General features: G+C 67.6%; 24 protein-coding genes and 1 pseudogene. 10 read left to right on the forward strand and 15 right to left on the reverse strand.

The window, feature by feature from the left end; all coding sequences use genetic code 11:
* The 6 genes from fliD to VAE53_RS00780 all read left to right on the forward strand — a co-directional run.
* A partial coding sequence (gene fliD / locus VAE53_RS00755; RefSeq protein WP_322817442.1) for a flagellar filament capping protein FliD occupies positions 1-2,365 on the forward strand: 2,365 nt, incomplete at its 5' end.
* A gap of 70 nt (positions 2,366-2,435) precedes the next feature.
* On the forward strand, positions 2,436-2,849 hold the full coding sequence (gene fliS / locus VAE53_RS00760) for a flagellar export chaperone FliS (RefSeq protein ID WP_322817443.1): 414 nt from the start codon (positions 2,436-2,438) through the stop codon (positions 2,847-2,849).
* Positions 2,849-3,160, forward strand: a complete 312-nt coding sequence (locus VAE53_RS00765) for a hypothetical protein (RefSeq protein ID WP_322817444.1) — start codon at positions 2,849-2,851, stop codon at positions 3,158-3,160. Before fliS ends, VAE53_RS00765 begins: the two co-directional genes overlap by 1 nt.
* 175 nt (positions 3,161-3,335) lie before the next feature.
* A complete protein-coding gene (locus VAE53_RS00770) occupies positions 3,336-3,974 on the forward strand; it encodes a sortase (RefSeq protein ID WP_322817445.1) in 639 nt (212 codons plus the stop codon).
* Positions 3,975-4,031: 57 nt separating this feature from the next.
* Positions 4,032-4,334, forward strand: a complete 303-nt coding sequence (flgM, locus tag VAE53_RS00775) for a flagellar biosynthesis anti-sigma factor FlgM (RefSeq protein ID WP_322817446.1) — start codon at positions 4,032-4,034, stop codon at positions 4,332-4,334.
* A 110-nt stretch (positions 4,335-4,444) separates the two neighbouring features.
* A complete protein-coding gene (locus tag VAE53_RS00780; protein WP_322817447.1) occupies positions 4,445-5,200 on the forward strand; it encodes a winged helix-turn-helix domain-containing protein in 756 nt (251 codons plus the stop codon).
* Here the strand turns inward: VAE53_RS00780 and VAE53_RS00785 are convergent.
* Positions 5,197-6,942, reverse strand: coding sequence for an ABC transporter substrate-binding protein (locus tag VAE53_RS00785; RefSeq protein WP_322817448.1), 1,746 nt, complete (start codon positions 6,940-6,942; stop codon positions 5,197-5,199). The genes VAE53_RS00780 and VAE53_RS00785 overlap by 4 nt on opposite strands.
* Positions 6,943-7,044: 102 nt before the next feature.
* Between VAE53_RS00785 and VAE53_RS00790 the strand changes: the two genes are divergently transcribed.
* Positions 7,045-7,344 carry a 4a-hydroxytetrahydrobiopterin dehydratase gene (locus VAE53_RS00790; protein WP_322817449.1) on the forward strand — a complete coding sequence of 100 codons (300 nt, stop codon included), beginning with the start codon at positions 7,045-7,047 and terminating at the stop codon, positions 7,342-7,344.
* Positions 7,345-7,398: 54 nt separating this feature from the next.
* Here VAE53_RS00790 and VAE53_RS00795 read toward each other — a convergent pair whose 3' ends face one another.
* From VAE53_RS00795 to VAE53_RS00815, 5 genes are all read right to left on the reverse strand, one after another.
* Positions 7,399-7,905, reverse strand: coding sequence for a 4Fe-4S binding protein (locus VAE53_RS00795; protein WP_322817450.1), 507 nt, complete (start codon positions 7,903-7,905; stop codon positions 7,399-7,401).
* Positions 7,906-7,978: 73 nt separating this feature from the next.
* On the reverse strand, positions 7,979-8,743 hold the full coding sequence (locus VAE53_RS00800; RefSeq protein WP_322817451.1) for an alpha/beta fold hydrolase: 765 nt from the start codon (positions 8,741-8,743) through the stop codon (positions 7,979-7,981).
* 55 nt (positions 8,744-8,798) lie between these two features.
* A complete protein-coding gene (locus VAE53_RS00805; RefSeq protein WP_322817452.1) occupies positions 8,799-9,320 on the reverse strand; it encodes a DUF402 domain-containing protein in 522 nt (173 codons plus the stop codon).
* Between the two features lie 3 nt (positions 9,321-9,323).
* Positions 9,324-9,617 carry an Rdx family protein gene (locus tag VAE53_RS00810; protein ID WP_322817453.1) on the reverse strand — a complete coding sequence of 98 codons (294 nt, stop codon included), beginning with the start codon at positions 9,615-9,617 and terminating at the stop codon, positions 9,324-9,326.
* A gap of 17 nt (positions 9,618-9,634) precedes the next feature.
* Entirely contained in the window at positions 9,635-10,285 is a 651-nt protein-coding gene (locus VAE53_RS00815; RefSeq protein ID WP_322817454.1) for a nitroreductase family protein, read from the reverse strand.
* A gap of 79 nt (positions 10,286-10,364) precedes the next feature.
* Between VAE53_RS00815 and VAE53_RS00820 the strand changes: the two genes are divergently transcribed.
* The 3 genes from VAE53_RS00820 (at position 10,365) to VAE53_RS00830 (ending at position 13,348) form a co-directional block, all read left to right on the forward strand.
* On the forward strand, positions 10,365-11,600 hold the full coding sequence (locus tag VAE53_RS00820; protein WP_322817455.1) for a CoA transferase: 1,236 nt from the start codon (positions 10,365-10,367) through the stop codon (positions 11,598-11,600).
* A complete protein-coding gene (locus VAE53_RS00825; RefSeq protein WP_322817456.1) occupies positions 11,597-12,817 on the forward strand; it encodes a CoA transferase in 1,221 nt (406 codons plus the stop codon). The genes VAE53_RS00820 and VAE53_RS00825 overlap by 4 nt, the downstream gene beginning before the upstream one ends.
* 303 nt (positions 12,818-13,120) lie before the next feature.
* Complete coding sequence (locus tag VAE53_RS00830; RefSeq protein WP_322817457.1) at positions 13,121-13,348, forward strand: hypothetical protein; 228 nt, start codon at positions 13,121-13,123, stop codon at positions 13,346-13,348.
* Between the two features lie 9 nt (positions 13,349-13,357).
* Here the strand turns inward: VAE53_RS00830 and VAE53_RS00835 are convergent, their stop codons facing one another.
* The 9 genes and pseudogenes from VAE53_RS00835 to VAE53_RS00875 all read right to left on the reverse strand — a co-directional run bounded on the left by VAE53_RS00835 (position 13,358) and on the right by VAE53_RS00875 (position 20,530).
* Entirely contained in the window at positions 13,358-14,011 is a 654-nt protein-coding gene (locus VAE53_RS00835) for a LysM peptidoglycan-binding domain-containing protein (RefSeq protein WP_322817458.1), read from the reverse strand.
* 29 nt (positions 14,012-14,040) lie between these two features.
* On the reverse strand, positions 14,041-15,384 hold the full coding sequence (locus VAE53_RS00840) for a M20/M25/M40 family metallo-hydrolase (RefSeq protein ID WP_322817459.1): 1,344 nt from the start codon (positions 15,382-15,384) through the stop codon (positions 14,041-14,043).
* A gap of 41 nt (positions 15,385-15,425) precedes the next feature.
* Positions 15,426-15,833, reverse strand: coding sequence for a hypothetical protein (locus VAE53_RS00845; RefSeq protein ID WP_322817460.1), 408 nt, complete (start codon positions 15,831-15,833; stop codon positions 15,426-15,428).
* A 49-nt stretch (positions 15,834-15,882) separates the two neighbouring features.
* Entirely contained in the window at positions 15,883-16,506 is a 624-nt protein-coding gene (locus VAE53_RS00850) for a GDSL-type esterase/lipase family protein (RefSeq protein WP_322817461.1), read from the reverse strand.
* A 176-nt stretch (positions 16,507-16,682) separates the two neighbouring features.
* Positions 16,683-18,548, reverse strand: a complete 1,866-nt coding sequence (gene uvrC, locus VAE53_RS00855; RefSeq protein WP_322817462.1) for an excinuclease ABC subunit UvrC — start codon at positions 18,546-18,548, stop codon at positions 16,683-16,685.
* Between the two features lie 70 nt (positions 18,549-18,618).
* Complete coding sequence (locus tag VAE53_RS00860; protein WP_322817463.1) at positions 18,619-19,263, reverse strand: phosphoribosyltransferase family protein; 645 nt, start codon at positions 19,261-19,263, stop codon at positions 18,619-18,621.
* Between the two features lie 65 nt (positions 19,264-19,328).
* On the reverse strand, positions 19,329-19,544 hold the full coding sequence (locus VAE53_RS00865; RefSeq protein WP_322817464.1) for a hypothetical protein: 216 nt from the start codon (positions 19,542-19,544) through the stop codon (positions 19,329-19,331).
* Between the two features lie 226 nt (positions 19,545-19,770).
* Positions 19,771-20,271: pseudogene (locus VAE53_RS00870) on the reverse strand (NADH-quinone oxidoreductase subunit B); the annotation flags it as partial.
* Positions 20,272-20,329: 58 nt separating this feature from the next.
* Positions 20,330-20,530, reverse strand: a complete 201-nt coding sequence (locus VAE53_RS00875; RefSeq protein WP_098504605.1) for a hypothetical protein — start codon at positions 20,528-20,530, stop codon at positions 20,330-20,332.
* Between the last annotated feature and the right edge of the window lie 57 nt (positions 20,531-20,587).

A 20,587-nucleotide genomic window follows, 5' to 3' on the forward strand; every position in this document is an offset into this window, starting at 1 on the left:
GATGAGCGATCCGATACGCATCGGCGGATTCTTTGCGAACTTCGATACGGAGGCGGTGATTCGGCAGCTGACTGCGGTGCGGATGCGGCAGGTGACCCTGCTGGAGCAGAAGGATGCGGACACGCAAGCGAAGAAGAGCGCGGTGGGTGCGGTGCAGAGCGCGATGAAGGCGTTCCTGGAGCGGGTGAAGGCGCTGGCGGAGGCGCGATCGGTGAGTGGGATGGTGGCGACGGCGAGTGGCACGGCGGTGGGTGTTTCGGCGCTGCCTGGGGCGCAGCCCGGGAGCTTCACGGTGAGCGTGAATCGGCTCGCGACGGCGACGCGGCTGGATGGTACGCCGATTTCGGCGGGCATCGATGCGACCAAAGCGATGAATCGTTCGAATTTCGGGACGGTGCCGACGAACGGGACGTTCACCATCGCGACGGCGGGAGGCGGGACGCGGGTGTTCACCATCGGGGCGGCGGCAGCGCAATCCTCGGTGGCGCTGGCTGGGGCGAATGTGGAGATGGCGGTGACGAGCGGGACGTTCACGGTCGGGACGACGGGCGGTGGGACGCAGCAGCTGACCATCGATGTTTCGACGCAGACGCTGGACGATGTGGTGAGCGCGATCAACGGCGCTGGCGTTGGGCTGACAGCGAGCATCGTGGCCGATGCGAACGGCCGCCTGAATCGGCTGCAGCTGACTTCGAGCAGCGGCGACGTGGTGCTTGGCGATCCTTCGGACAGCTCGAATTTTCTCTCGGCGATGCGGCTCATGGGTTCGGCGCCGGGGACGACGCGCACGGGCGAAGCGTTCACGCAGCAGATGTCGCTGAACGATGTCGTGGCGGAGATCAACGCGAGTGGCATCGGGGTGACGGCGAGCATTACGAACGACAGCTGGGGGCGTCCGAACATTTTGACGGTGACGTCGAGCCAGGGGGTGATTTCGTTCGGGAGCGGCGCGGACACGTCGAACTTTTTGGCGGCGACGGGGTTATTGACCTCGGCGCCGGGGACGACACGTTCGAGCGCCGGTCCCCTCGCCCGCCTGAGCGTTTCGGCGAAGCTGCAGGACGCGGGGCTGAACGGCGGGCCACCGAATGCGGGGGACCAGGCGATCGTGATCAACGGGGTGAGCATTGGCTACAACGCGGCGACCGACTCTTTGATGGACATCATCAATCGAATCAACGCGAGCCAGGCAGGGGTGACGGCGCGGTACGATTCGCTGACGGACAGCGTCCGGCTGCAGAACAAGGCGACGGGCACGTTGATGCTGACGGTGGAGGATGCGCCGGGGGGGAACCTTGCGGCGAAGCTGGGGCTGACGACGGGGACGCTGACGGCTGGAGAGAACGCGGAGTACAGCATCGATGGCGGGCCTGCCCAGCAGTCGGCCTCGAACGGGATTAGCTTTGGCGGGACGACGATAACGCTAAAGGAGGTGACGACCTCGCCGGTGACGGTGACGGTATCGCAGGATACGTCGGGGGCGGCGAACGCGGTGAAGGCGTTCGTGACGGAGTTCAACAATGTGATGAAGGCGATCGATGACGCGACCCGGGCCGACGGTTCGAAGACGAACAACAAGTCGGGGCCGCTGAGCGGGGATGCTTCGCTGCGCCAGCTGAAGTCGGACTTGCGGAGCATCGTGACGAGCCCGGGGACGAATTTGCAGGGCGGATTGGTAACGCTTTCGCAGATCGGGGTGACGTTCGGGGCGATCGGTTCGGCGGTCGGGACGACGAACACGCTGCAGTTCGACGAGGCGAAGTTCGCGGAGGCGGTTCGGACGAATCAGGCCGGGGTACAGGAGCTGCTGAGCCGGCTGAGTCTTTCGGCGACGTTGGAACCTGGGGGCACGGGGTCGATCACGGGCATCAGCGGAACATACGCGGGGCTGGAGCCTGGGCGCTGGGTGGTGACGGACGATGGGGCGGGCAACCTTTCGGCGGTGTTCACGCCGGCGAATGGCGGTCCGACGACGACGGTTTCGGGGACGATTGTTGCGAACGGGTCGAATTCGACGCTGATTCCGGGGTTGACGCTCACGGCGGGTCCGACGCTGCAGGCCGGCTCGCACACGATTACGGTCGGTGCGACGGCGGAGAGTGTGATCCAGCGGCTGAAGCGGTTCGCGGAGAACCAGGCGGCGATCGGGGGGACGCTGGAGAAGCGGAAGGCGACCTACGACAAAGTGAGCTCGGATATTGCGGAGCGGATTGCGACGCTCGAACAGCGGATCGAGGCGGAGATGGAACAGTTGCGACGGAAGTTCGCGCTGATGGAGCAGGCGCAGGCGCGGGCGCAGAGTGTGCTGGGCAATATCCAGCAGCTTGCGAACCAGATCGCTGCGATCGGTGGGAGCAAGAAGTAGGCGGCCGAGGCATTCAGGATGGCCTGAACGCGTCGACAACTGATACGAGACCGACAGGGAGGACAAGTCGATGACCAGGAATCCGTACGCGGCGTACCGCACGGTGGAGACGATGACGGCGGACCCGGTGACGCTGACGACGATGCTGTTCGATGGGGCGGTGAAGGCGCTGCGGAAAGCCCGCCTGCATTGGGAGAGCGGCAACCACCAGGGATTCAATGACGAGACGAATCGGGCCTATCTGATTGTCGGGGAGCTGCGGGCGACGCTGGACATGAGCCAGGGGGAGATTGCGGAGAATTTGGCGGCGATCTACGCCTACTGTTTGCGCCGCATCGTGGAGGGCTCGGTGGGCGATCTCTCGAAGCTGGAGGAGGCGGAGCGGCATGTCGCGCGGATCGGCGATGCCTGGAAAGCGGCGACGGCGCAGCTACGGGCACAGGCGGCGGGGACTGCGGCTGCGGGAAGCGAGGCGGCAGCTTGATGGGCGGGCGCCGCCCGATCGAGGAGGCGCTGGAGTTGGCGCGCGAGCGGCTGCGCCTGCTGGCGGATGTGGATGGGAGGGATTTCGCCGAGCGGCTGGAAGCGCTGGACGCTGGGCTACTGGCTGCGAGCCGGCGGGCGATGGCGGATGTGGGGCCGGGCGACGCGCAGCTCGTCGCTGAGCTGATGGCGGTCACAGTTGCGGCGGATGGGCTGATCGCGGGGGAGTTGGAGCGGACGGGGGCACGGATCCGGCGGCTTCGGGAGGGGCAGGCGGGCAGCGCTGCGTATCGGTCGTCGGTTGGCGGGTAACGTCGTTGTGAACGGTGCGCAAACGGACGATTGCGCACCGTAAAGTTCGAAGGTCGCAACGTTCTCGTCACTTGGCCGTCATCGAATGGTGCCTGACGCGCCACCGTCCGGCGATCAAGATGCGTGGGGTGGGTGCCGACACTCTGAGCAGCGCGAGAGTGCGCCGGAGGGAAGGATGACGGGCAAGCCGCGACGATTTGGCCAGCACGGGTCGACGCTCGTGGCGACGGCGATGGTGCTGGGTGCGGGGCTGATAGCGTGGTTCGGTGGGGCGCCTGGGGTGCCGAGCGCACCGGACGGCGGGCCGACGGCGACGCTTCCTGGGCGGGCGGCGGAGCGGCCTGTGGCAGCGTTCCGGACCGTCTCGAGTGGGGGCCTGCCGACGCGGCTCGTGATCCCTGCTGCGGGGATCGATGTGCCGGTGACGGAGGTGGGGGTGGTGGTGGAGGCCGGTGTGGCGCGCTGGGAGACGGCATGGCGTGCGGCGGGCCACCATGTGGACTCTGCGATGCCGGGCCAGCCGGGAAACATGGTGATCAGTGGGCATGTTTCGGTGGCGGACCCGCGCAATGTCGCTGTCTTCGCGACGCTGGATCGGGTGCGCGCGGGCGATGTGGTGGAGGTGTATGCTGGGGAGCGGGGTTATCGTTATGTCGTAGAAACGGTGGTGGTGGTCGACCCGGATGCGACGGAGGTTCTGCGTTCGGATGCGAGCGCGGTCGTTACGCTCATCACGTGTACGCGCGATTTGCGGCACCGCCTGGTGGTCACCGGGCGTCTGGTGGGCGAGATTTCGCCTGGGGCTCCGGCCTGAGGCGGGAACGGATGCGACGATGGGGGAGGCGATGCGCAAGGAAGAGAGGAGTTGTCGATGACGGGAGTTCGGAAGACGGGAAATGCGCGCGGGGTGAGCTTCGAATCGACTCCGTTGCGAGGGCCGCGGCCGGCGCCCGTGGCGGAGGCGGTCGATCGGGCGGGAATCACGGAGGATGCGCGTGAGCTGGCTCGTGCGCTGGAGGCGGTGCGGTCGGCGCCGGAGATGCGGGAGCTGCGGATCGAGGCGCTGCGCCGGGCGATCGCGAGCGGGGCGTATGCGCCGGATCCGCGTGAGATTGCGCGGCGGCTGATGGAGCGGGGCGGGTTGGTCTTCGACGATGACGAGGTGAGGCGTTAGGGGCGAGGCTTTCGACAGGGATTCGCGTGCGCAGGTTGCAGCGTGTTCCGCTGGCGAAGCGGGGGTTGTCCCGATGCGGGGCGGTGGATGGCGAGGCTAGCCTGGATTCGATGACGGCGGATGGGGATGCGTGGGTGGGCGCGAGGTGCGCGGAAGGCCACGAGGAGGAGCGAGGGACGGCAATGCCACGGGTTCTGGTTATCGATGGTGGGCTTCCGCCGGCGCTGGAGGGGCGGTCGCTCCTTGGGGAGGGGCTGGAGGCGTGGTTGACGGGGGATGCCGGGGGAGCGCTGGCGGCAGCGGACCGTGAGGTGTTCGACTTGCTCGTGCTGTGTGGGATGCCGGCGGAGGAGCAGGCGGCGGTGGCGGCGGGTTTCCATGCGCACCGGCGGTGGCGGTTGGTGCCGATTCTGTACGTGAGCGACCCGGCGATGCCTGGGCTGCTGATCCCGGGGACGTTTCGGCCGGAGATCGATGGGGTGGTGCGCGGGGAGCGAACGAGTTCGCAGGTGGTGCGGAAGATGCGGGAGCTGGCGCGCGATGGTGTGGCGGGGATGGAGGCGGTTGCCGCGGGCCCGTGGGAGCTGGACCCGGTTCGGCTGCGGCTCCACGCACCTGGGGGCGATATCGTGTTGACGGAGCGGGAGTGCGAGGTTCTTTCGTTTTTGCTGGCGCGGGCGAATCGGACGGTGACGGCGGCGGAGATTATCGAGCGCGGGTGGGGGCTGGAGGTGGACGAGCGTTCGTTGCAGATTTTGCGGCGGCATGTTTCGAATATTCGTCGGAAGTTGGCGGCGGCGGGCCAGCGGAGGGCGGTTCGCACGGTGCGGGGCACGGGGTATCGTTTCGAGGTGCGGGCGAGTTAGGAGCGGCCCCGGAAGGTGGGGTCGTTGGCGTCGATCCAACAATCGGCGAAGCGGTGTTGGTAGCCGTCGGTGGTGTCGAGTGGGTAGCCTTTGACGTAGGGCCAGGCGAGGGCGACGACGCGTTCGCTGACGAGGTTCGCTCCGGGATTGAGGGTGAGGAGGCGACGCTGGATTTCGAACCCGATTTCGCGGCGGGCGGTCTCGTCGAGTTCGAAGCGTTGTTTTTCGATGAGGGCGTCGAGGTCGGGGTCGCGGAGTGGGAAGCTGTTGCGTGTTCCGGTGCTGTGGAAGTAGGGGTAGACCCAGTCGTCGAGGTCGATCCAGCCGGTATCGGGGCCGGCGGCGAATGGTGCTTCGGCCGAGAGGAGGAGGCCGACGAGCTGGGCGAGGGGCATGGGGACGACCTGGATGTCGAGGTCGAGGGCGGCCTTGAGCTGGTCGCGGATGATGGAGCCGAGGCCGATGGCGGCTTCGGTGGTATCGACGACGAAGAGGGGGAGGGGTTTGTCGGGGAGGCTTTTTTCGGAGCGGAAGGCTTCGAGGGCGGCGCGGGCGTCGCGGAGGTCGGCTTCGCGGCCGCCGTCGCCGGGGCGGTAGCCGGGCACGACGGTGAGTTCGCTTTCGGGGAGTGTCCAGCGGGTGACGGGCCAGCTTATCCAAGGGCTGAGGCCACCGGATCCATCGAAGAATTTGCGCACCATTTCGCGGCGGTCGAGGGCCCACGTGATGGCGTTGCGGAAGCGTTGGTCGTTGTAGGGGTGGTTGACGAGGGAGTAGCGGACGCTGAAGAAGAGGGAGTGGCCGACGGTGTATTCGGTGAGCTGGGGCAGGGCCTCTCTGAGGTGATCGGCGAGGGTTCGGCTGACGAGCGCGACGTCGAGGGCGCGAGTTCGGAGGCCGCTTTCGACTTCGGCGGTGGTACGGGGTTGGACGAGTGAGATGCCTTCGAGGTAGGGGCGACGGTCGCCGCCGAACCAGGCGGGGTTGCGGCGGACGCTGGCGAAGCGCTGGTCGTTCCATTCGACCCAGAGGAATGGGCCGCTTCCGACCTGGCGTTCGAGGGTGATGTCTTGGCCGTTGGGGGCGAGTTCTGGGGCGACGATGAAGGAGGCGACGTCGGCGAAGAGGTGGTGTGCGGCGGCGATGGGCTGTTTGAGCCGGACGGTGATGGTCTGGGGGGAGGTGACTTCGAGGGCATCGATGACGGACCACTGCGGGGCGCGGACGAAGGTGGTGTCGCCGCTGAGCTGGCGCTCGATGCTGAAGCGGACGTCATCGGCGGTGACGGGGCGGCCGTCGAGGGGTGGGTGGTCGTGCCAGCGGGCTTGGGGGTCGATGCGGAAGACGAGGGTGAGGGGGTCGGGGCGTTCTGGGAGGGATTGTGCGAGGTCGGCGGAGATGGTGCCGCGTGCCTGGTCTTGGTAGGCGAGGAGGCGGCTGAACACCATGGCCTGTTGGCCGATGAGGGGACCGGCCTGCGTTTTGTGGGGATCGACGAAGGCGTCGCGCTCGACGAATCCGGTATGGCGGAGGGTGTGGCCGTGGCGGCTGGAGATGGTGGTTGGGGAAGGGGACGGGACTCGGGTGGGCTGGGCTGGGGTGGGGGATTGGCCGAAGGGTGTGGGCTGGCCGCCGCCGCGGGAGCAGGCCGCGCCGAGGGCGACGGCGCCGAGCATCGCTCCGCCGGCGCCAAGGAGGCGGCGGCGGGAAATGCGGGTTCGGGGCGGCGGTTTGGAATCCATGCGCTGTTCCATACTATGGTGAGGCGGCGCTACGGACCGGCAAAGGATGGTTCAGACCAGCCGGGGCGCCGGGGATTTCGCTGGAGGGCCAGGAGCACGAGCATGGAGCAGAGGTTGAGCGCGGAGGGGATTCGGGAAGCGCTGGCGAAGCTGCCGGGTTGGGCGGCGGAGGGGGACGTTGCGTTGACGAGGACGTTCCGGTTGGCGGACCACATCGAGGCGATGGGCTTGGTGGTGCGGGTGGCGACGGTGGCGGAGGTGTTGAACCACCACCCGGAGGTTGCGTGGGTGTACAACCGGGTGACGTTCCGGCTGAGCTCGCACGATGCGGGTGGGGTGACGGAACGGGATCTTGAGCTGGCGCGGCGAATCGACGGGCTCGCTGCCTCGGCGCGGGTGTAGGAACGGGCTGCCGAAGTCGGCAGCCCGTTGGAGCTGGGTGGCTGGGCCGACGCGCTAGAGGACGCCGAGTGCTTTGCGGGCGCGCGTGACGATCTGTTTTTCTTCTTCTGTGAGCTCGGACCAGTCTTTCACGACTTCTTCTTTGAGCGGGAAGATGTGGATGGCGTCCCAACCGCAGACGTCTTCGCAGAGGCGACAGCCGGTGCATTTTTTTTCGTCGACGGTGGATACGCCGAAGAAGTCGTCGATGCGGTCGGTGTGTTGGAGGCTGAGGGCATCGAAGGGGCAGATGTTGATGCAGAGCTCGCAGCCGGAGCCGATGCATTTTTCTTCGATGACGACGGCGCGGGGCCACTGGTCTTTTTTGTAGGAGCGGCAGACGTTGCCGTAGGTATCGAGGATGGCTTCGGGCGGGCAGACGACGCCGCAGGCGCCGCAGTCGATGCAGAGGGTGGGATCGATGACGTGGAGCTGGTTGCGCTCGCCGGTGATGGCGTTCGTCGGGCACCGCTTGGTGCAGGCGGTGCAGCCGATGCAGGTTTCGACGATGGAGTAGGGCACGAATGGTTCCCCTGCTGCGGGTGTGGGCTTTCAGGATATCACGAGTGGCAGGGCGGGGGCGCGGCGCGTCCGGTCAGGGCCGGGGGAGGGTGGCGAGGAATTCGGCGACGGCTGCGTTGAAGGCGGGCGGGTTGTCGATGTTGGCGGCGTGGCCGGCGGCGGGGACGATGACTTTCCGGGCACCGGGGATTTTGGTGGCCATGTAGTCGGTGGCACCGAGGAAGGGTTCGTCGTGTTCGCCGACGAGGACGAGGGTGGGGACGCGGATGGTTTGGAGGGATTCGATGACGCGGGAGTCGAACTGGGCGAGCATGCCGCGGGCGGCGTGGGCGAGCCCTTTGGCGGACCGATGCTGTGCGATGCGGACTTCGGCGCCGGGGCCGAGGGCTTGGAGGCCGTGCGTTTCGAAGGCGCGGGCGCGGGCTTCGGCGGTGCGGTTCCAGGCTTCGCGGCCCGCGGGATTGCGGTAGCCGGGGCCGGTATCGAAGAGCATGAGGGCGCGGACGCGGGCGGGATGGGCGAGGTGGAAGGCGAGGGACATGTAGCCGCCGAGGGAGAGGCCGCCGATGACGGCGCTCTGGACGCCGAGGGAATCGAGGATGGCGGCCATGTCGGCGACGGTGTGGGCTTCGGAGTAGGCGGCTGGGTCGTCGGGGCTATCGGACTGGCCGTGGCCACGCATGTCCCAGGTGATGATCTGGTAGCGGTCGGCGAGGGCTTGGACTTGGCCGTGCCACATTTGGGAGGTTGCGCTGTAGCCGTGGCTGAGGAGGACGGGTGGGCCGCTGCCGGCGGATTCGTAGTAGATGCGGACGCCGGCGCGGTCGATGAAGGGCATGGTGGTTCCTTTTGTGGGTGTGGGGCGGATTGTACGCCTGGGGAGGGGTTGGCGTTCAAAGGGGTCCGCGGGAGGCGAGTTCGCGGCCGAGGATCGTTTCGGGTGTGCCGTCGAAGGGGAAGCGGCGGCGGCGGATGCGGCGGAGGGCGTGGAGGATGCCGCACCAGGCGGCGCGGCGGACTTCGGGTGGGTAGGCCATGGTACGGGCGCGCTGTTCGAAGATCTCGCGGTCGCGGATGTGGTGGGTGCCTTCGGGGAGGAGGACGACGTCGAGGTCGAGGTCGACGAAGTCGATGGTGCGGCCGGAGATGGTTGCGGGGAGGGCGGCGTCGCACTTGGCTTCGATGAAGTGTCCGAGGGCGTCGAAGCAATGGAGGACGGTGAGGGGTTCGCGCAACCCGATGGTGTGGATGCCGTAGCCGGGTGCTGATGCGGGGTCGGGTGGGTCTTTGGGGTGGTGTTGGCTGTCGTGGAGGACGATGAGCCAGTCGTCGTGGGCATCGACGAGGTCGCCGGGCCAGGTGCTGCGGACCGAGCGGTCGTACTTGCGCTTTCGGACGAGGACGGGATTGGGCATGAGTCAAGGGTCTACGCGGGGGTGACGCTTGAGGGTGGCTGTTTCGGAGGGTTCGAGGTGGGTAGCGATGGCTTCTTTGAGTTCGGCGATTTCGGGGTACCGGCCGGCCTCGCGCCGGGAGAAGATTTGTTTTCCTTGGACTTCGACGATGAAATCGCCGCCACCGCCAGGGACGAGCCGCAGGTCGGCGAGGTATTCGCCGAAGGTGTGGAGGATTTCGTGGGCGGTCCAGAGTGCGCGGGGGAGGAAGTTGCAGCGGCGGCAATAGGTGATCGATACGGTGAGTCGGGTCGGCACGGCCTTTTGCTCCGCGGTTATTTTCGTTTGTTGCCCCAGGTTTCCCAGTAGGTGACGTCCTCGACGGGCTTGCGAAAGCCGGCGCCGAATTTGCCGCGCGGCCAGCCGACGGGGATGAGGGCGGCGGTTTCGACGGTTTCGGGGATGCCGAGGAGCTTGCGGACGTCGTCTTGGCGGATGCGATGAAGGGTGGTGAGGGCGGTTCCGAGGCCGAGGGCGCGAGCGGCGAGCATGAGGTTTTGGACGGCCGGGTAGATGCTGGAGCCTGCGGTGATGTCGGGGCGCTGGCCAGGGTCGATGAGGACGCAGGCGAGGATGAGGACGGGGACTTCGTGGAGGTGGTCGGCGAGGTATTGCGCGGAGCGCATGACGCGCTCGTTGCTGGCGGCTTCGTCTGGGGGGAGGTCGGGGCGGTTGCCGTAGCCGCTTTGGACGAGGCGGTCCCAGCCTTCTTTGTACCACTGTTGGAGCTGCTGTTTCTTGGCCGGGTCGGTGATGACGAGCCAGCGCCAGTTCTGTCGGTTTCCGCCGCTCGGGGCGCGGGTGGCGGCCCAGAGGATTTTGTGGATGTATTCCTCGGGCACGGGGTCGGGCTTCAGGCGGCGCATGGCGCGTTGGGTGCCGATGACTTGGAAGATGTCGGATTCGACGACGGGCAGTTCGGACATGGGGATTCTCCGGCGGCTTTGGTGGCCCTCATCGTACAGGTCCGGCGGGGATGCGCGAGGCGGCTATAATCCGCGAGCGATGACGGAGCTGCCGCTGGCGGGGATTCGGGTCTGCGATCTGACGTGGGTGATCGCGGGGCCGACGGCGACGCGGGTTCTGGCGGATTTCGGGGCGGAAGTGATTCGGGTGGAGCACGGGCAGGCGGTGGACCCGATTCGGTTGGGCCGGCCGATCGCGGGCGAGAAGCCGACGCTGAACAATTCGGGGTTTTTCAATTATTTCAACCGGAACAAGCGGAGTGTGCTCTTGAATGTGCGCCATCCGCTGGGGATGGAGGTGTTGCACCGCCTGATTCGGGTGAGCGATGTGGTGATCGAGAACTTTTCGAGCGGTGTGCTGGAATCGTGGGGGCTGGACTACGAGGCGCAACGGGCGATCAATCCGGGCGTGATCTACTGTTCGATTTCGGGATTCGGGCATACGGGGCGGGACCGGCACTTCACGACGTGGGGGCCGACAGCTCAGGCGCTGAGCGGCTTGACGCTGATGTCGGGGCTGCCCGGGAAGCCGCCCGCGGGGTGGGGGTTTTCGTACCTCGACCATACGGCGGGCTACTACGCTGCGATGGCGGTGATGATGGCGCTTCACCATCGGAATGTGACGGGCGAGGGACAGGCGATCGACATTGCGCAGGTGGAGACGGGGATGGTGCTGACTGGGCCGGCGGTGCTGGATTTCGAGGTGAATGGGAGGAGCTGGCTGCGCGAGGGGATGCCGCCGGGGAACCGCTCGTGGGAGCCTCGAATTGCCCCTCACAATACGTACCGGTGCGCCGGCGACGACCGATGGGTGGCGCTGGCGGTGCGGAACGATGCGGAATGGGAGGCGCTGCGGCGGGCGATGGGCGAACCGGGTTGGGCGGGGGATGCGCGCTTTGCGACGAACGCTGGGCGGCTCGAGCACGAGGCGGAGATCGATGCGGGTATCGAAGCCTGGACGCGGGAGCGCGATGCGTACGCGGTGATGGCGACGCTGCAAGCGGCTGGGGTGCCGGCGGGGGTGTGCCAGACGGCGGGCGACCGGGTGGAGCGGGACGAGCAACTTCGGGCGCGGGGTTGGTGGACGCGGATGCCGCACCCGGAGCTCGGCGATTCGGGTTTCGATAGCGTGGCGCCGCGATTGAGCCATACTCCTGGGGCGAACCGGTCGGCCTCGCCGCTGATGGGTGAGCATACTTTCGAGGTGATGACGGGCGTGCTGGGTATGAGGCCGGAGGAGTATGCGGAGCTCGAGGGGCTGGGGGTGTTCATGTGAGGGGGGCGCTCTCCGGGCTCCGGGTGGTGGAGCGGTGCGGGACGATGGGCCAGTACGCGGGGAAGCTTTTGGGTGATATGGGTGCGGATGTGGTGAAGGTGGAGCCGCCAGGGGGTTCGGAGGCGCGTGGGGTGGGGCCGTTCGTGGACGACGTGCCGGGGCCGAATCGGTCGCTGGGCTTTTGGTACTTCAACACGAACAAGCGGTCGGTCGTGCTGGACTTGGGGGAAGCGGGCGGGCGGGAGGCGTGGATGGCGCTGGTGGGGGCCGCGGACATCGTGATCGAGGACGGGCGGCCAGGGGAGCTGTCCAATTTGGGGCTGGGGTACGAGGAGGCGGCGGCTCGGAATCCAGGGCTGATCTGGTGCGCGATCACGCCCTTCGGCCAGGATGGCCCTTGGGCGCGGTTCGAGGCGACCGACCTGGTTTCGTTGGCGCTCGGTGGGGCGATGATGATGAATGGCTATGACGCGGAGGACGCGGAGGGTGCGCCGCCGATCCGGGGGCACGGCGACCAGGGGTGGCTGACTGGCTGCCACTACGCGGTCCAGGGCATTCTGGCGGCGTTGCTCTGGCGCGACCGTACGGGGGAGGGGCAGTTCGTCGACTGTTCTGTGCACGAGGCGATCAGCAGCACGACGGAGGTTGCGCTGCCGTACTGGTTCACGAAGCGGGTCGATGTTATCCGGCAAACGGGGCGGCATGCGGCGGCGGCGCCGACGGAGCGTTGGCTCTACCGTGCTGCGGACGGGCGATGGACGTTGATTTTCGGGGTGGGGCGGGACAATGCGAGCTGGAAGCAGATCAAGGAGTGGTTCCAGGGGGAGGGGTTCGGGAGGCAGTTCGATGAACCGCGGTTCGACGAACCGCTGAATCGGCAAGTGGGTCGGGGAAGTCCGGAGGCAGCGGAGATCGCGATGGAGCTCGAACGGTTCATTGCGGCGCATGGGGCGGAGGAGGTGTATCGGGGCGGGCAAGAACGAAGGCAGGCGTGGGGGGTGGTGCGTAGTCCGGAGGAGAATCTTGCGGATCCGCACTGGAGCGACCGCGGGTTTTGGGTGGCGGTCGAGGGGGAGGGGCGGGAGGGGAGTCCGGTGCGGATGCCGGGTGCTCCGTATCGGTTCGGGGCGACGCCGTGGGCTCTGCGCCGGCCAGCGCCGAAGCTGGGCGAACACACGGCCGAGGTACTGAAGGAGTGGCTCGGCCGCGAAATGTAAGCTTCACGCCGCGATAACGGGAGGTTCATGGCGGTGGCCGAGGCTGTACGCATCGGGAGCTTCCCGAGGCAGCCGCCCCCCTGTCCCCTCCAGGCGCGCTGCGCAGCGAGAGGCCCGGCTTACGGTGCGGCCGGGCCTCTCTTTTTGCCAGGGCTTCGCGGGAAGTTCCGTGAAGAATTTGTGGCAGGGCCTGACAACGGGGCAGCGAGGCGATACGGTGGTGCGTATTCGGCGGCACGCTGCCAGGGGCCTGCGGCGGTAGGGCCGCGGGTCGGGCTGGAGGCCAACGTGAGGAGGTGCGACGTGGTCGACGATGGTGGGGTTTCGCCCCGCGTTTCGCTCTACGAGGTGCTGCGCGCGCGTCACGTTCCGCTGCGCCAGGTGGTAGCGCTGGGGCTGGATGTGGAGGACCTGGGGGCGCCCGTGGGGGCGGCGGCGCGGCGGGCGGGCATGAGCCCCGACCGTTTGGCGAGCACGCTTGGGGCGATCCCGAGCGTTTCGGCGGTACGGCCGGGGGTGTTTTCGGGCTGAGGGCCGGGATCAGGGGATTTTGACGACCTGTCCGATTTGGAGGAGGCAGTCGTTCGTCAGGCTGTTGACGCGGATGAGGTCGGCGATGGAGACGCCGTAGCTGGCGGCGATGTCGGCGCAGGTGTCGCCGGCTCTGACGGTGTAGGTCTTTCCGGAGGAGCTGGAGGTGCCGCCGGACGAGGCTGGGGCGGTCGGTGTTGGGCGGACGGTGGGATTGGAGGTGAGGCCGCCGCTTGGCCCTGCTGGCGTTGGGGTCGGTGCGGGGATGGTGAGGGTGTCGCCTGCTCTGAGGTTATCGCAGGCGGTGGGGTTGGCTTTGACGAGGGCTTCGAGGGCGATGCCTTCGGCGGCGGCGATGCCGGAGCAGGTATCGCCTGGTTTGACGGTGTAGGTTTTGCGGGCGGCGGGGGTGCTGCCGGCGGCGGGGGTGATGGCGGCTGGTGTTCCACCCTCGAGGATGACCTGGTTGCCCTGGAAGCGGTAGAGGACGGGGTTCTGCATTGGGGTGGCGGTGGGGACGAGCGCTGGGTCGGTGACGCGCTTGCCGGAGGCGGGCTCGGGTGTGGAGCCGCCGCAAGCGATGGTGGCGAGGGCGGCGAGGCCAGCTGCCGCGGCGAGGGCGGTGAGCAGCGCTGCGCGAACGTTTACCGCTTTGGTGGGCATGGGAGTCATGCTCGTTCCATGGTTATGGCTCAGTCAAGCTGCGCGAGGAGGTCGCGGACGAGGAGGTAAGCAGCGTCGCCGATGGCGTCGAGGGTTGCTGGGTCGATGGCGGCGGCGGTGTCCTGGGGGGAGTGAATGGTGGAGAAGTCGCCGGAGGTGAAGAAGACGACTTCGACGCCGGCCTCGGCGAAGCTCATGTGGTCGCTGCCGGTGTTGGGGGGGAGGGTGGAGGCTACAGAAGGGATGCCGTTGGCGGTGGCGAGGTCGATGGCGCGGCGGGCTGCTGGGGTATCGCCGATGACCTCGACGCGGGTGCCGATGCCGGTGACATCGAGGTTGACCATGTAGCGGGGGAGGGTGCCGGCGGTGCGGAGTCGTTCGACGAGGGCTTTGCTGCCGTGGAGGCCCGATTCTTCGGCGCCGAAGAGGGCGAAGCAGAGACCGGGTACGGGGCCTTGGAGGGCGAAGGTGCGAGCGAGTTCGAGGACGTTCGCGGTGCCGCTGGCGTTATCGTTGGCGCCTGGTGCGCCGGGGACGGTGTCGAAGTGGCCGCCGACGATGATGCGGCAGTTGGGTTGGCCGGGGGCGTGGGCGATGACGTTGTAGGCGGTGGTGGGGCCGACGGTTGGGGGAGCGGCGATGGCGAGGGTGGCGCCGGCGCGAGCGGCGGCGAGGATGGCCTGGCCGTCTTCTCGGGCGATGGCGACGACGGGGAAGGCGGCTTCGAGGGTGAGGTTGCCGGAGAAGGGCCCTGGCTGGTTGTTGACGACGATGAGGCCGATGGCGCCGGCGGCGGCGGCGTTGCGGTATTTGGCGGCGAAGGTGAGGGACCCCCGCTCGGCGACGGCGATGCGGCCGGCGAGGTCGCGGCCGGCGATGCCTGCATCGTCGGCGAGGCCGATGTGGACGGCGGGTGCCTCGACGGTTCCTCCGGGGCTGCCGGCCATGGTGAGGGCTTCGACGGGGGTGCCGCCGACGCGGACTTCACCGACGCGGAAGGGGTCGTTTTCGAAGGTGAAGGGTATGCGCTCGACTTGGTAGCCGTAGGCGGCCAATGTTCGTTCGAGGTATTCGACGGCTCGGAGCTCGGCGGGTGTGCCGGCGACGCGGGGGGCAGCGGCGAGTGCTTGGACGTGGGCGAGCGCGAGGTTGGCGTGGTGGCCTTCGGGGCCGGTGGCGCGGCCGCTCGGGGCGGTGGTGCGGGGCTCTGCGGGGGCGGATGGTGTGGTGCTGGGCGTGGCGGCGGGGACGATCGTCGGGGAGGCTGCGGGAGGGGTCGGGCCGGAGGGGCTGGGGTCGGGGTCGACGCGGTCGTTGCATGCGACGATGAGGGCTGCGGCCAGGAGTGGGGCGGCGACCGGGGCGAGGCGCATGCGACGAGGGTACGTTGGGGAGGGGTAAAGTGCGCGGAAGTTCAGCGGCGGCGGAAGGGGTTGCGGAAGCGGTTGCGGTTTTCGGGCTCGTATTCGATGTAGCGGTCGCGCCAATAGACGCGTTTGGGGCCGCCGCCGATGCTGCCGACGGGGCGTTTGCGGAAAGAAAGGAGGAAGGCGGCGATGAAGATGACGACGCCGGCGAAGGAGACCCAAATGAGGGGGTCCCAGAGCATGGCGAGGAAGAGTCCGGCGATCATGACGGCGGCGCCGGTGAGGAGCAGGGATGCGGGATTGATCTCGGGGAGGCTGAGGCGTGGAAGACGGCGGCGCTTGCGTTGCTGCCGACGGCGCTGTTCGAGGGAGATGGGCTCGCGCCCATCTTCGGGGAGCTGGGTTTCGAGCTTGGCGAGCAGTTCTTCGATTTCGCGCTCGATGCGGTCGGCCATGACTTCTCCACGGTAGGATATTCGGGCCGGCGCGTCGATGGGGGGCTGGTCAGGGCGGGTTACCGTTGCCGCTGAGGATGGCGTGAGCGAGGGGAAGGATGAGTTCGACCCAGCGCCGATACATTGTGGCGGAGGGATGGAGGCCATCGGCGGCGAGGAGGTCGGGGTCGGTGGCGGCCTGGCGCGAGAGGGGGGTGATGTCGACCCAGGCGGCGCCTGCCTCTTGGGCGGCTGCGCGGTTGGCGGCAGCGAAGGCTTGGATGGCGGTGGAGATGGCGGGGCGGTCGCGGTCGCTGGCGAAGGGCGTGACGCTCCAGTCGGGGATGGAGAGGACGAGGACGCGGCGGGGTTCGCCGCCGGCGAGGGCGATTGCGCGATGGAGGAGGTGGCGGATGCGCTGGCGGTAGGTGTGGTCGCAGGGGAGGCCGCGGTATTGGTCGTTGACTCCGATGAGGAGGGTGACGAGGTCGAACGGTCCGTCCAGGGGGGTGGTGTCGATGGCGGCGGCGAGTTCGGCGGTGGTCCAGCCGGTGGCGGCGACGATGACGGGGTCGGCGACGGGGATGCCGCGGGCGCGAAGGCGTTGGACGAGCTGGACGGGCCAGCTATCGGCGGGTGAGACGGCTTCGCCGATGGTGTAGGAATCGCCGAGGGCGAGGAAACGAATCGGCATGGTGGTGTTTGGGGCGGCCGGCTGGGGGGCGCGACTGGTAGGATGGCGCACTCGGGGCGGACTTTCCAGCGGACGGTTGGCCGGGGGGCGGGTGGCAGGCGCTGGTGGGGCTGGCGTTCCGGGGGCGGCTGGGAGGGGGCTCTACCGGGGGCGCTGGGGCGCCCGGGGTTGGCGGGCTAGAGTTCGGCTTTGACGCGTTCGGCGAGGGCGCGGGTGAAGCCGACGGTAGCGGCGATCTCGTCGACGTCGGCTTCGCGGATGGCTTTGACGCTGCCGAATTTTTTGAGGAGGGCTTTTTTGCGTTTGGGGCCGATGCCGGGGATGGTGTCGAGGGCGCTCTGGAGGGTGGATTTGTTGCGGACCTGGCGGTGGAAGGTGATGGCGAATCGGTGGGCTTCGTCGCGGATGCGTTGGACGAGGAAGAGGGCCTCGGAGCCGCGCGGGAGGACGATGGGTTCGTCGTCGTCGGGGACGAAGATTTCTTCGTGGCGTTTGGCGAGTGCGACGGCGGGGATGTGGTGGACGCCGAGTTCGTGCATGACTTCCCGGGCGGCGGAGAGCTGGCCTCTTCCGCCATCGACGATGAGGAGGTCGGGCAGGTCCCAGGCTTCGGTTTCGGGGGCGGGGGCTTCGTCTTGCTCGGTTGGGGGGGCGGGACGTGCGTGGCGGCCGAAGCGGCGACGGAGGACTTCTTGCATGGTGGCGAAGTCGTTGGCGCCCTGGACGGTCTTGACGCGGAAGCGGCGGTACTGGTTGGGTGCGGGCTTGCCGTCGATGAAGACGACCATGCTGGAGACGGGGCTGGTGCCTTGGATGTTGGAGTTGTCGTAGCACTCGATGCGGCGGGGGATGGTGGGGAGGGAGAGCTCTTCGCGGAGCTGCTCGAGGGCTTGTTCGGTTTTGTTGGAATCGGCGAGCCAGCGGATGCGGGCGAGGGCGAGGGCTTCGCGGGCGTTTTCGGCGGCGAGATCGACGAGGCGGCGTTTTTCTCCGCGGGCGGGGATGCGGATTTCGACGCGGCCACCTCGTTTTTGGGTGAGGAGGGCTTCGATGGTGTCGCGGTCGTCGGGCTGAAGGGGAACTGCGACGAGTTTGGGGGTGTACTGGGCGCCTTCGTAGTACTGGAGGAGGAAGTTGGCGAGGATGGTGCTATCGGGTTCGTCGCGGACGCCTGCGAGCATGAAGCTATCGCGGCCGATCATTTGGGTCCCGCGGATGAAGAAGACTTGGACGCAGGCGTCGTCGCCGTCGCGGGCGAGGCCGAAGATGTCGGCGTCTTCGTTGCGGGTGGTGGCGACGTGTTGGCGCTCGACGGTGCGCTCGATGGCGCGGAGCTGGTCGCGGAGCTGGGCGGCGCGTTCGAATTCGAGGTGCTCGGCGGCTTCGTCCATTTGGCGGCGGAGGCGGTGGAGGACGTCGTCGGCGCGGCCTTCGAGGAAGAGGATGACTTGTTGGATGACTTCGTCGTACTCCTCTTTGGTGCAGTAGGCGGTGCAGGGTGCGATGCAGCGTTTGATGTAGTAGTCGAGGCAGGGGCGAGGGTCGCGGCCGGTGATTTCTTTGGTGCAGGAGCGCCAGGGGAAGAGTTTTTTGGTGAGGTCGAGGGTGGCTCTGACGGAGCCGGCGCTGGCGTAGGGGCCGAAGTAACGTGCGCCGTCGTTTTCGATGCGCCGGGTGATGGAGACGCGTGGCCAGGGGTTTTGGAGGTCGATTTTGAGGTAGGGGTACCGTTTGTCGTCTTTGAGGCGGATGTTGAAGAAGGGCTGGTGGCGTTTGATGAGGGCGGCTTCGAGGAGGAGGGCTTCGCCTGGGTTGGTGACGACGATGTATTCGAAGTCTTCGATTTGTTCGCGGAGGGCGCGGGTTTTGGGTTCGAGGCCGTGGGGGGAGCCGAAGTAGGAGCGTACGCGGTCGCGGAGCTTGGCGGCTTTGCCGACGTAGATGACTTGGCCGGCAGCGTTGCGCATGATGTAGACGCCGGGGCGGGCGGGGAGGGCGGCGAGCTGTTTGCGCAGTTTTTCGGAGATGGTGGAGGAGGGCACGGTTTTAGTGTAGCGATGGTTGGTTGGGCTGGAGGATGGCGATGGGTGGGCGGTGAGGGGTTGGGTGACGTCACTTGTTGGCGGCGAGGGCGGCGGTGACTTGGTCGTCGGTGGTGTGGGGGAAGGTGCGGTACCAGAGTCCGACGGCGTAGAAGGGGTCGGGGGTGCGGAGGGCGAGGCATTCGAGACCGGGGTAGCGGGTGGCGAGTTCTTGGCAGGCGCCTGGTGGTGCGACGGGCACGGCGACGATGATGCGGCTGGCCCCGAGGGTTTGTGTGGCTTCGATGGCGGCGCGCATGGAGGCGCCGGTGGCGAGGCCGTCGTCGACGAGGATGACGGGGCGGTTGCGGAGGTCGAGGGGTGGCCTGCCGGCGCGGTAGGCGGCTTCGCGACGTTCGAGTTCGGCGGTCTCGGTGCGGGCGACGCGGTCGATGGTTTCTTGGGTGAGGGCGAGTTCGGCGACGACTTCGGGGTTGAGTACGCGGATGCCGCGAGCGATGGCGCCGAAGGCGAGTTCGGGCTGGTCGGGGACGCCGAGTTTGCGGACGACGATGACGTCGAGGGGGAGGGCGAGGATGCGCGCGACTTCGGCGGCGACGATGACGCCGCCGCGGGCGAGGCCGAGGACGATGGCGTTGGGCGGGGCGCCGGCGCGCCGGAGGGCTTCTGCGAGGAGGCGGCCGGCTTCTCGCCGGTCAGCGAATCGTTCGGCCACGGGGGGAGTTTGGTGCAGGGGGGCGGGCGCGTCGAGGGTCGATGGGTGGTTTGGGGGTGGGCCGGTTAGTCGGCGAGGACGCCGTTGGCGGCGAGTTTTTCGCGGAGGGCGTCGAGGCTGGGGATGGGTTTGCCGTCGAGGGAGTCGATGGCGTCGATGACGTCGTCGGAGTAGTCGCCGGTGAAGGCGAGTTCGAGGAGGTCGGAGCGGTCGGGCTGGAGGCCTTGTTCGAAGAGGGGGCCGGCGAGGCGGACGATGTCGTTCCAGGATGCTGTGGGCACGGGTGTTCTCCGGTTGGGGGCCGTGTGGCGGGCCACGCGGTCGTGTTTTTGGGGGTTGAGGTTAGCGGTTGCCGAAGGCGTCGCCCTGGGGTGGGCGGTCGTAGTCGATGTAGGGTGGCCAGAGGGATTCGAGTTCTTTGCGGATCGGGTCGCCTTCGGGGAGGTAGCGCTGGAATTGGGGTTCGACGTCGCGGCGGACCCAGCCTTTGCCGATGGTGTCTTTGCGGATTTTGTCTTGGAGGAGCATGAGGCCGGTGAGGAGGGATTCTGGCCTGGGCGGGCAGCCGGGGACGTAGACGTCGACGGGGAGCAAGGTGTTGACGCCTGGGGTGACGCTGTAGGCGTAGGCGAAGGGGCCGCCCATGATGGCGCATCCGCCCATGGCGAGGGCCCATTTGGGCTCGGGCATTTGGAGCCAGATGCGGCGGACGGCGGGGGCCATTTTCCAGGTGACGGTGCCGGGGACGATGAGGAGGTCGGCCTGGCGGGGCGATGCGCGGAAGATTTCGGCGCCGAAGCGTGCGATGTCGTACCGCGGGGTGGCGGTGGCGATCATTTCCATGGCGCAGCAGGCGAGGCCGAACATGCAGGGCCAGAGCGAGGAGCTGCGCGCCCAGTTGAGGATTTGGTCGACGCTGGTGACGAGGATGTTTTGCTGGACTTCCTGCTCGACGTCGCTTTCGGTGCGAAGGGGCAGGGGTTGGTAGACCTTGTTGGGCTGTGCCATCGCTCGTGCAGTCTATCACAATGCCGGGGCGGTCGTGTGTGGGCGACGCGCCGGGGCGTCAGCGACGAACGTAGCCCTGCCCGTCGTTGATGGGTTCGTCGATGAAGATGTCGCCGTTGCGGATTTTGATGTTGTAGCCGCAGTCCGGGTTGGTGCAGACCCAGGCTTTGAAGTGGATGGGCGCACCTTGGCTGCCGAAGTCGGAGAAGGGGACGAGGTCCCCATAGTCACATTTGCGGCATTTTGGAAATTGATACATCCCGTACCTCCCCCGAGTCGGAGATACTATTGCACGCCTGACGGAATGGGCAAGTGG

Source organism: Tepidiforma sp. (genome assembly GCF_034432735.1).
Taxonomy (GTDB): Bacteria; Chloroflexota; Dehalococcoidia; order Tepidiformales; family Tepidiformaceae; genus Tepidiforma.

Excerpts from the sequence above, each read along its gene's own strand:
- VAE53_RS00840 (WP_322817459.1), bottom strand. The coding sequence starts at position 15,384 with ATGCGCCTCGCCCCGGTCGCCGCCCCACTCCTGGCCGCAGCCCTCATC.
- VAE53_RS00805 (WP_322817452.1), bottom strand. The coding sequence starts at position 9,320 with ATGCCCAATCCCGTCCTCGTCCGAAAGCGCAAGTACGACCGCTCGGTC.
- VAE53_RS00815 (WP_322817454.1), bottom strand. The coding sequence starts at position 10,285 with ATGTCCGAACTGCCCGTCGTCGAATCCGACATCTTCCAAGTCATCGGC.
- VAE53_RS00780 (WP_322817447.1), top strand. The coding sequence starts at position 4,445 with ATGACGGCGGATGGGGATGCGTGGGTGGGCGCGAGGTGCGCGGAAGGC.
- fliS (WP_322817443.1), top strand. The coding sequence starts at position 2,436 with ATGACCAGGAATCCGTACGCGGCGTACCGCACGGTGGAGACGATGACG.
- VAE53_RS00785 (WP_322817448.1), bottom strand. The coding sequence starts at position 6,942 with ATGGATTCCAAACCGCCGCCCCGAACCCGCATTTCCCGCCGCCGCCTC.
- VAE53_RS00765 (WP_322817444.1), top strand. The coding sequence starts at position 2,849 with ATGGGCGGGCGCCGCCCGATCGAGGAGGCGCTGGAGTTGGCGCGCGAG.
- VAE53_RS00850 (WP_322817461.1), bottom strand. The coding sequence starts at position 16,506 with ATGCCGATTCGTTTCCTCGCCCTCGGCGATTCCTACACCATCGGCGAA.
- flgM (WP_322817446.1), top strand. The coding sequence starts at position 4,032 with ATGACGGGAGTTCGGAAGACGGGAAATGCGCGCGGGGTGAGCTTCGAA.
- VAE53_RS00835 (WP_322817458.1), bottom strand. The coding sequence starts at position 14,011 with ATGCCCACCAAAGCGGTAAACGTTCGCGCAGCGCTGCTCACCGCCCTC.
- VAE53_RS00875 (WP_098504605.1), bottom strand. The coding sequence starts at position 20,530 with ATGTATCAATTTCCAAAATGCCGCAAATGTGACTATGGGGACCTCGTC.
- VAE53_RS00845 (WP_322817460.1), bottom strand. The coding sequence starts at position 15,833 with ATGGCCGACCGCATCGAGCGCGAAATCGAAGAACTGCTCGCCAAGCTC.
- VAE53_RS00770 (WP_322817445.1), top strand. The coding sequence starts at position 3,336 with ATGACGGGCAAGCCGCGACGATTTGGCCAGCACGGGTCGACGCTCGTG.
- VAE53_RS00820 (WP_322817455.1), top strand. The coding sequence starts at position 10,365 with ATGACGGAGCTGCCGCTGGCGGGGATTCGGGTCTGCGATCTGACGTGG.
- VAE53_RS00800 (WP_322817451.1), bottom strand. The coding sequence starts at position 8,743 with ATGCCCTTCATCGACCGCGCCGGCGTCCGCATCTACTACGAATCCGCC.
- VAE53_RS00790 (WP_322817449.1), top strand. The coding sequence starts at position 7,045 with ATGGAGCAGAGGTTGAGCGCGGAGGGGATTCGGGAAGCGCTGGCGAAG.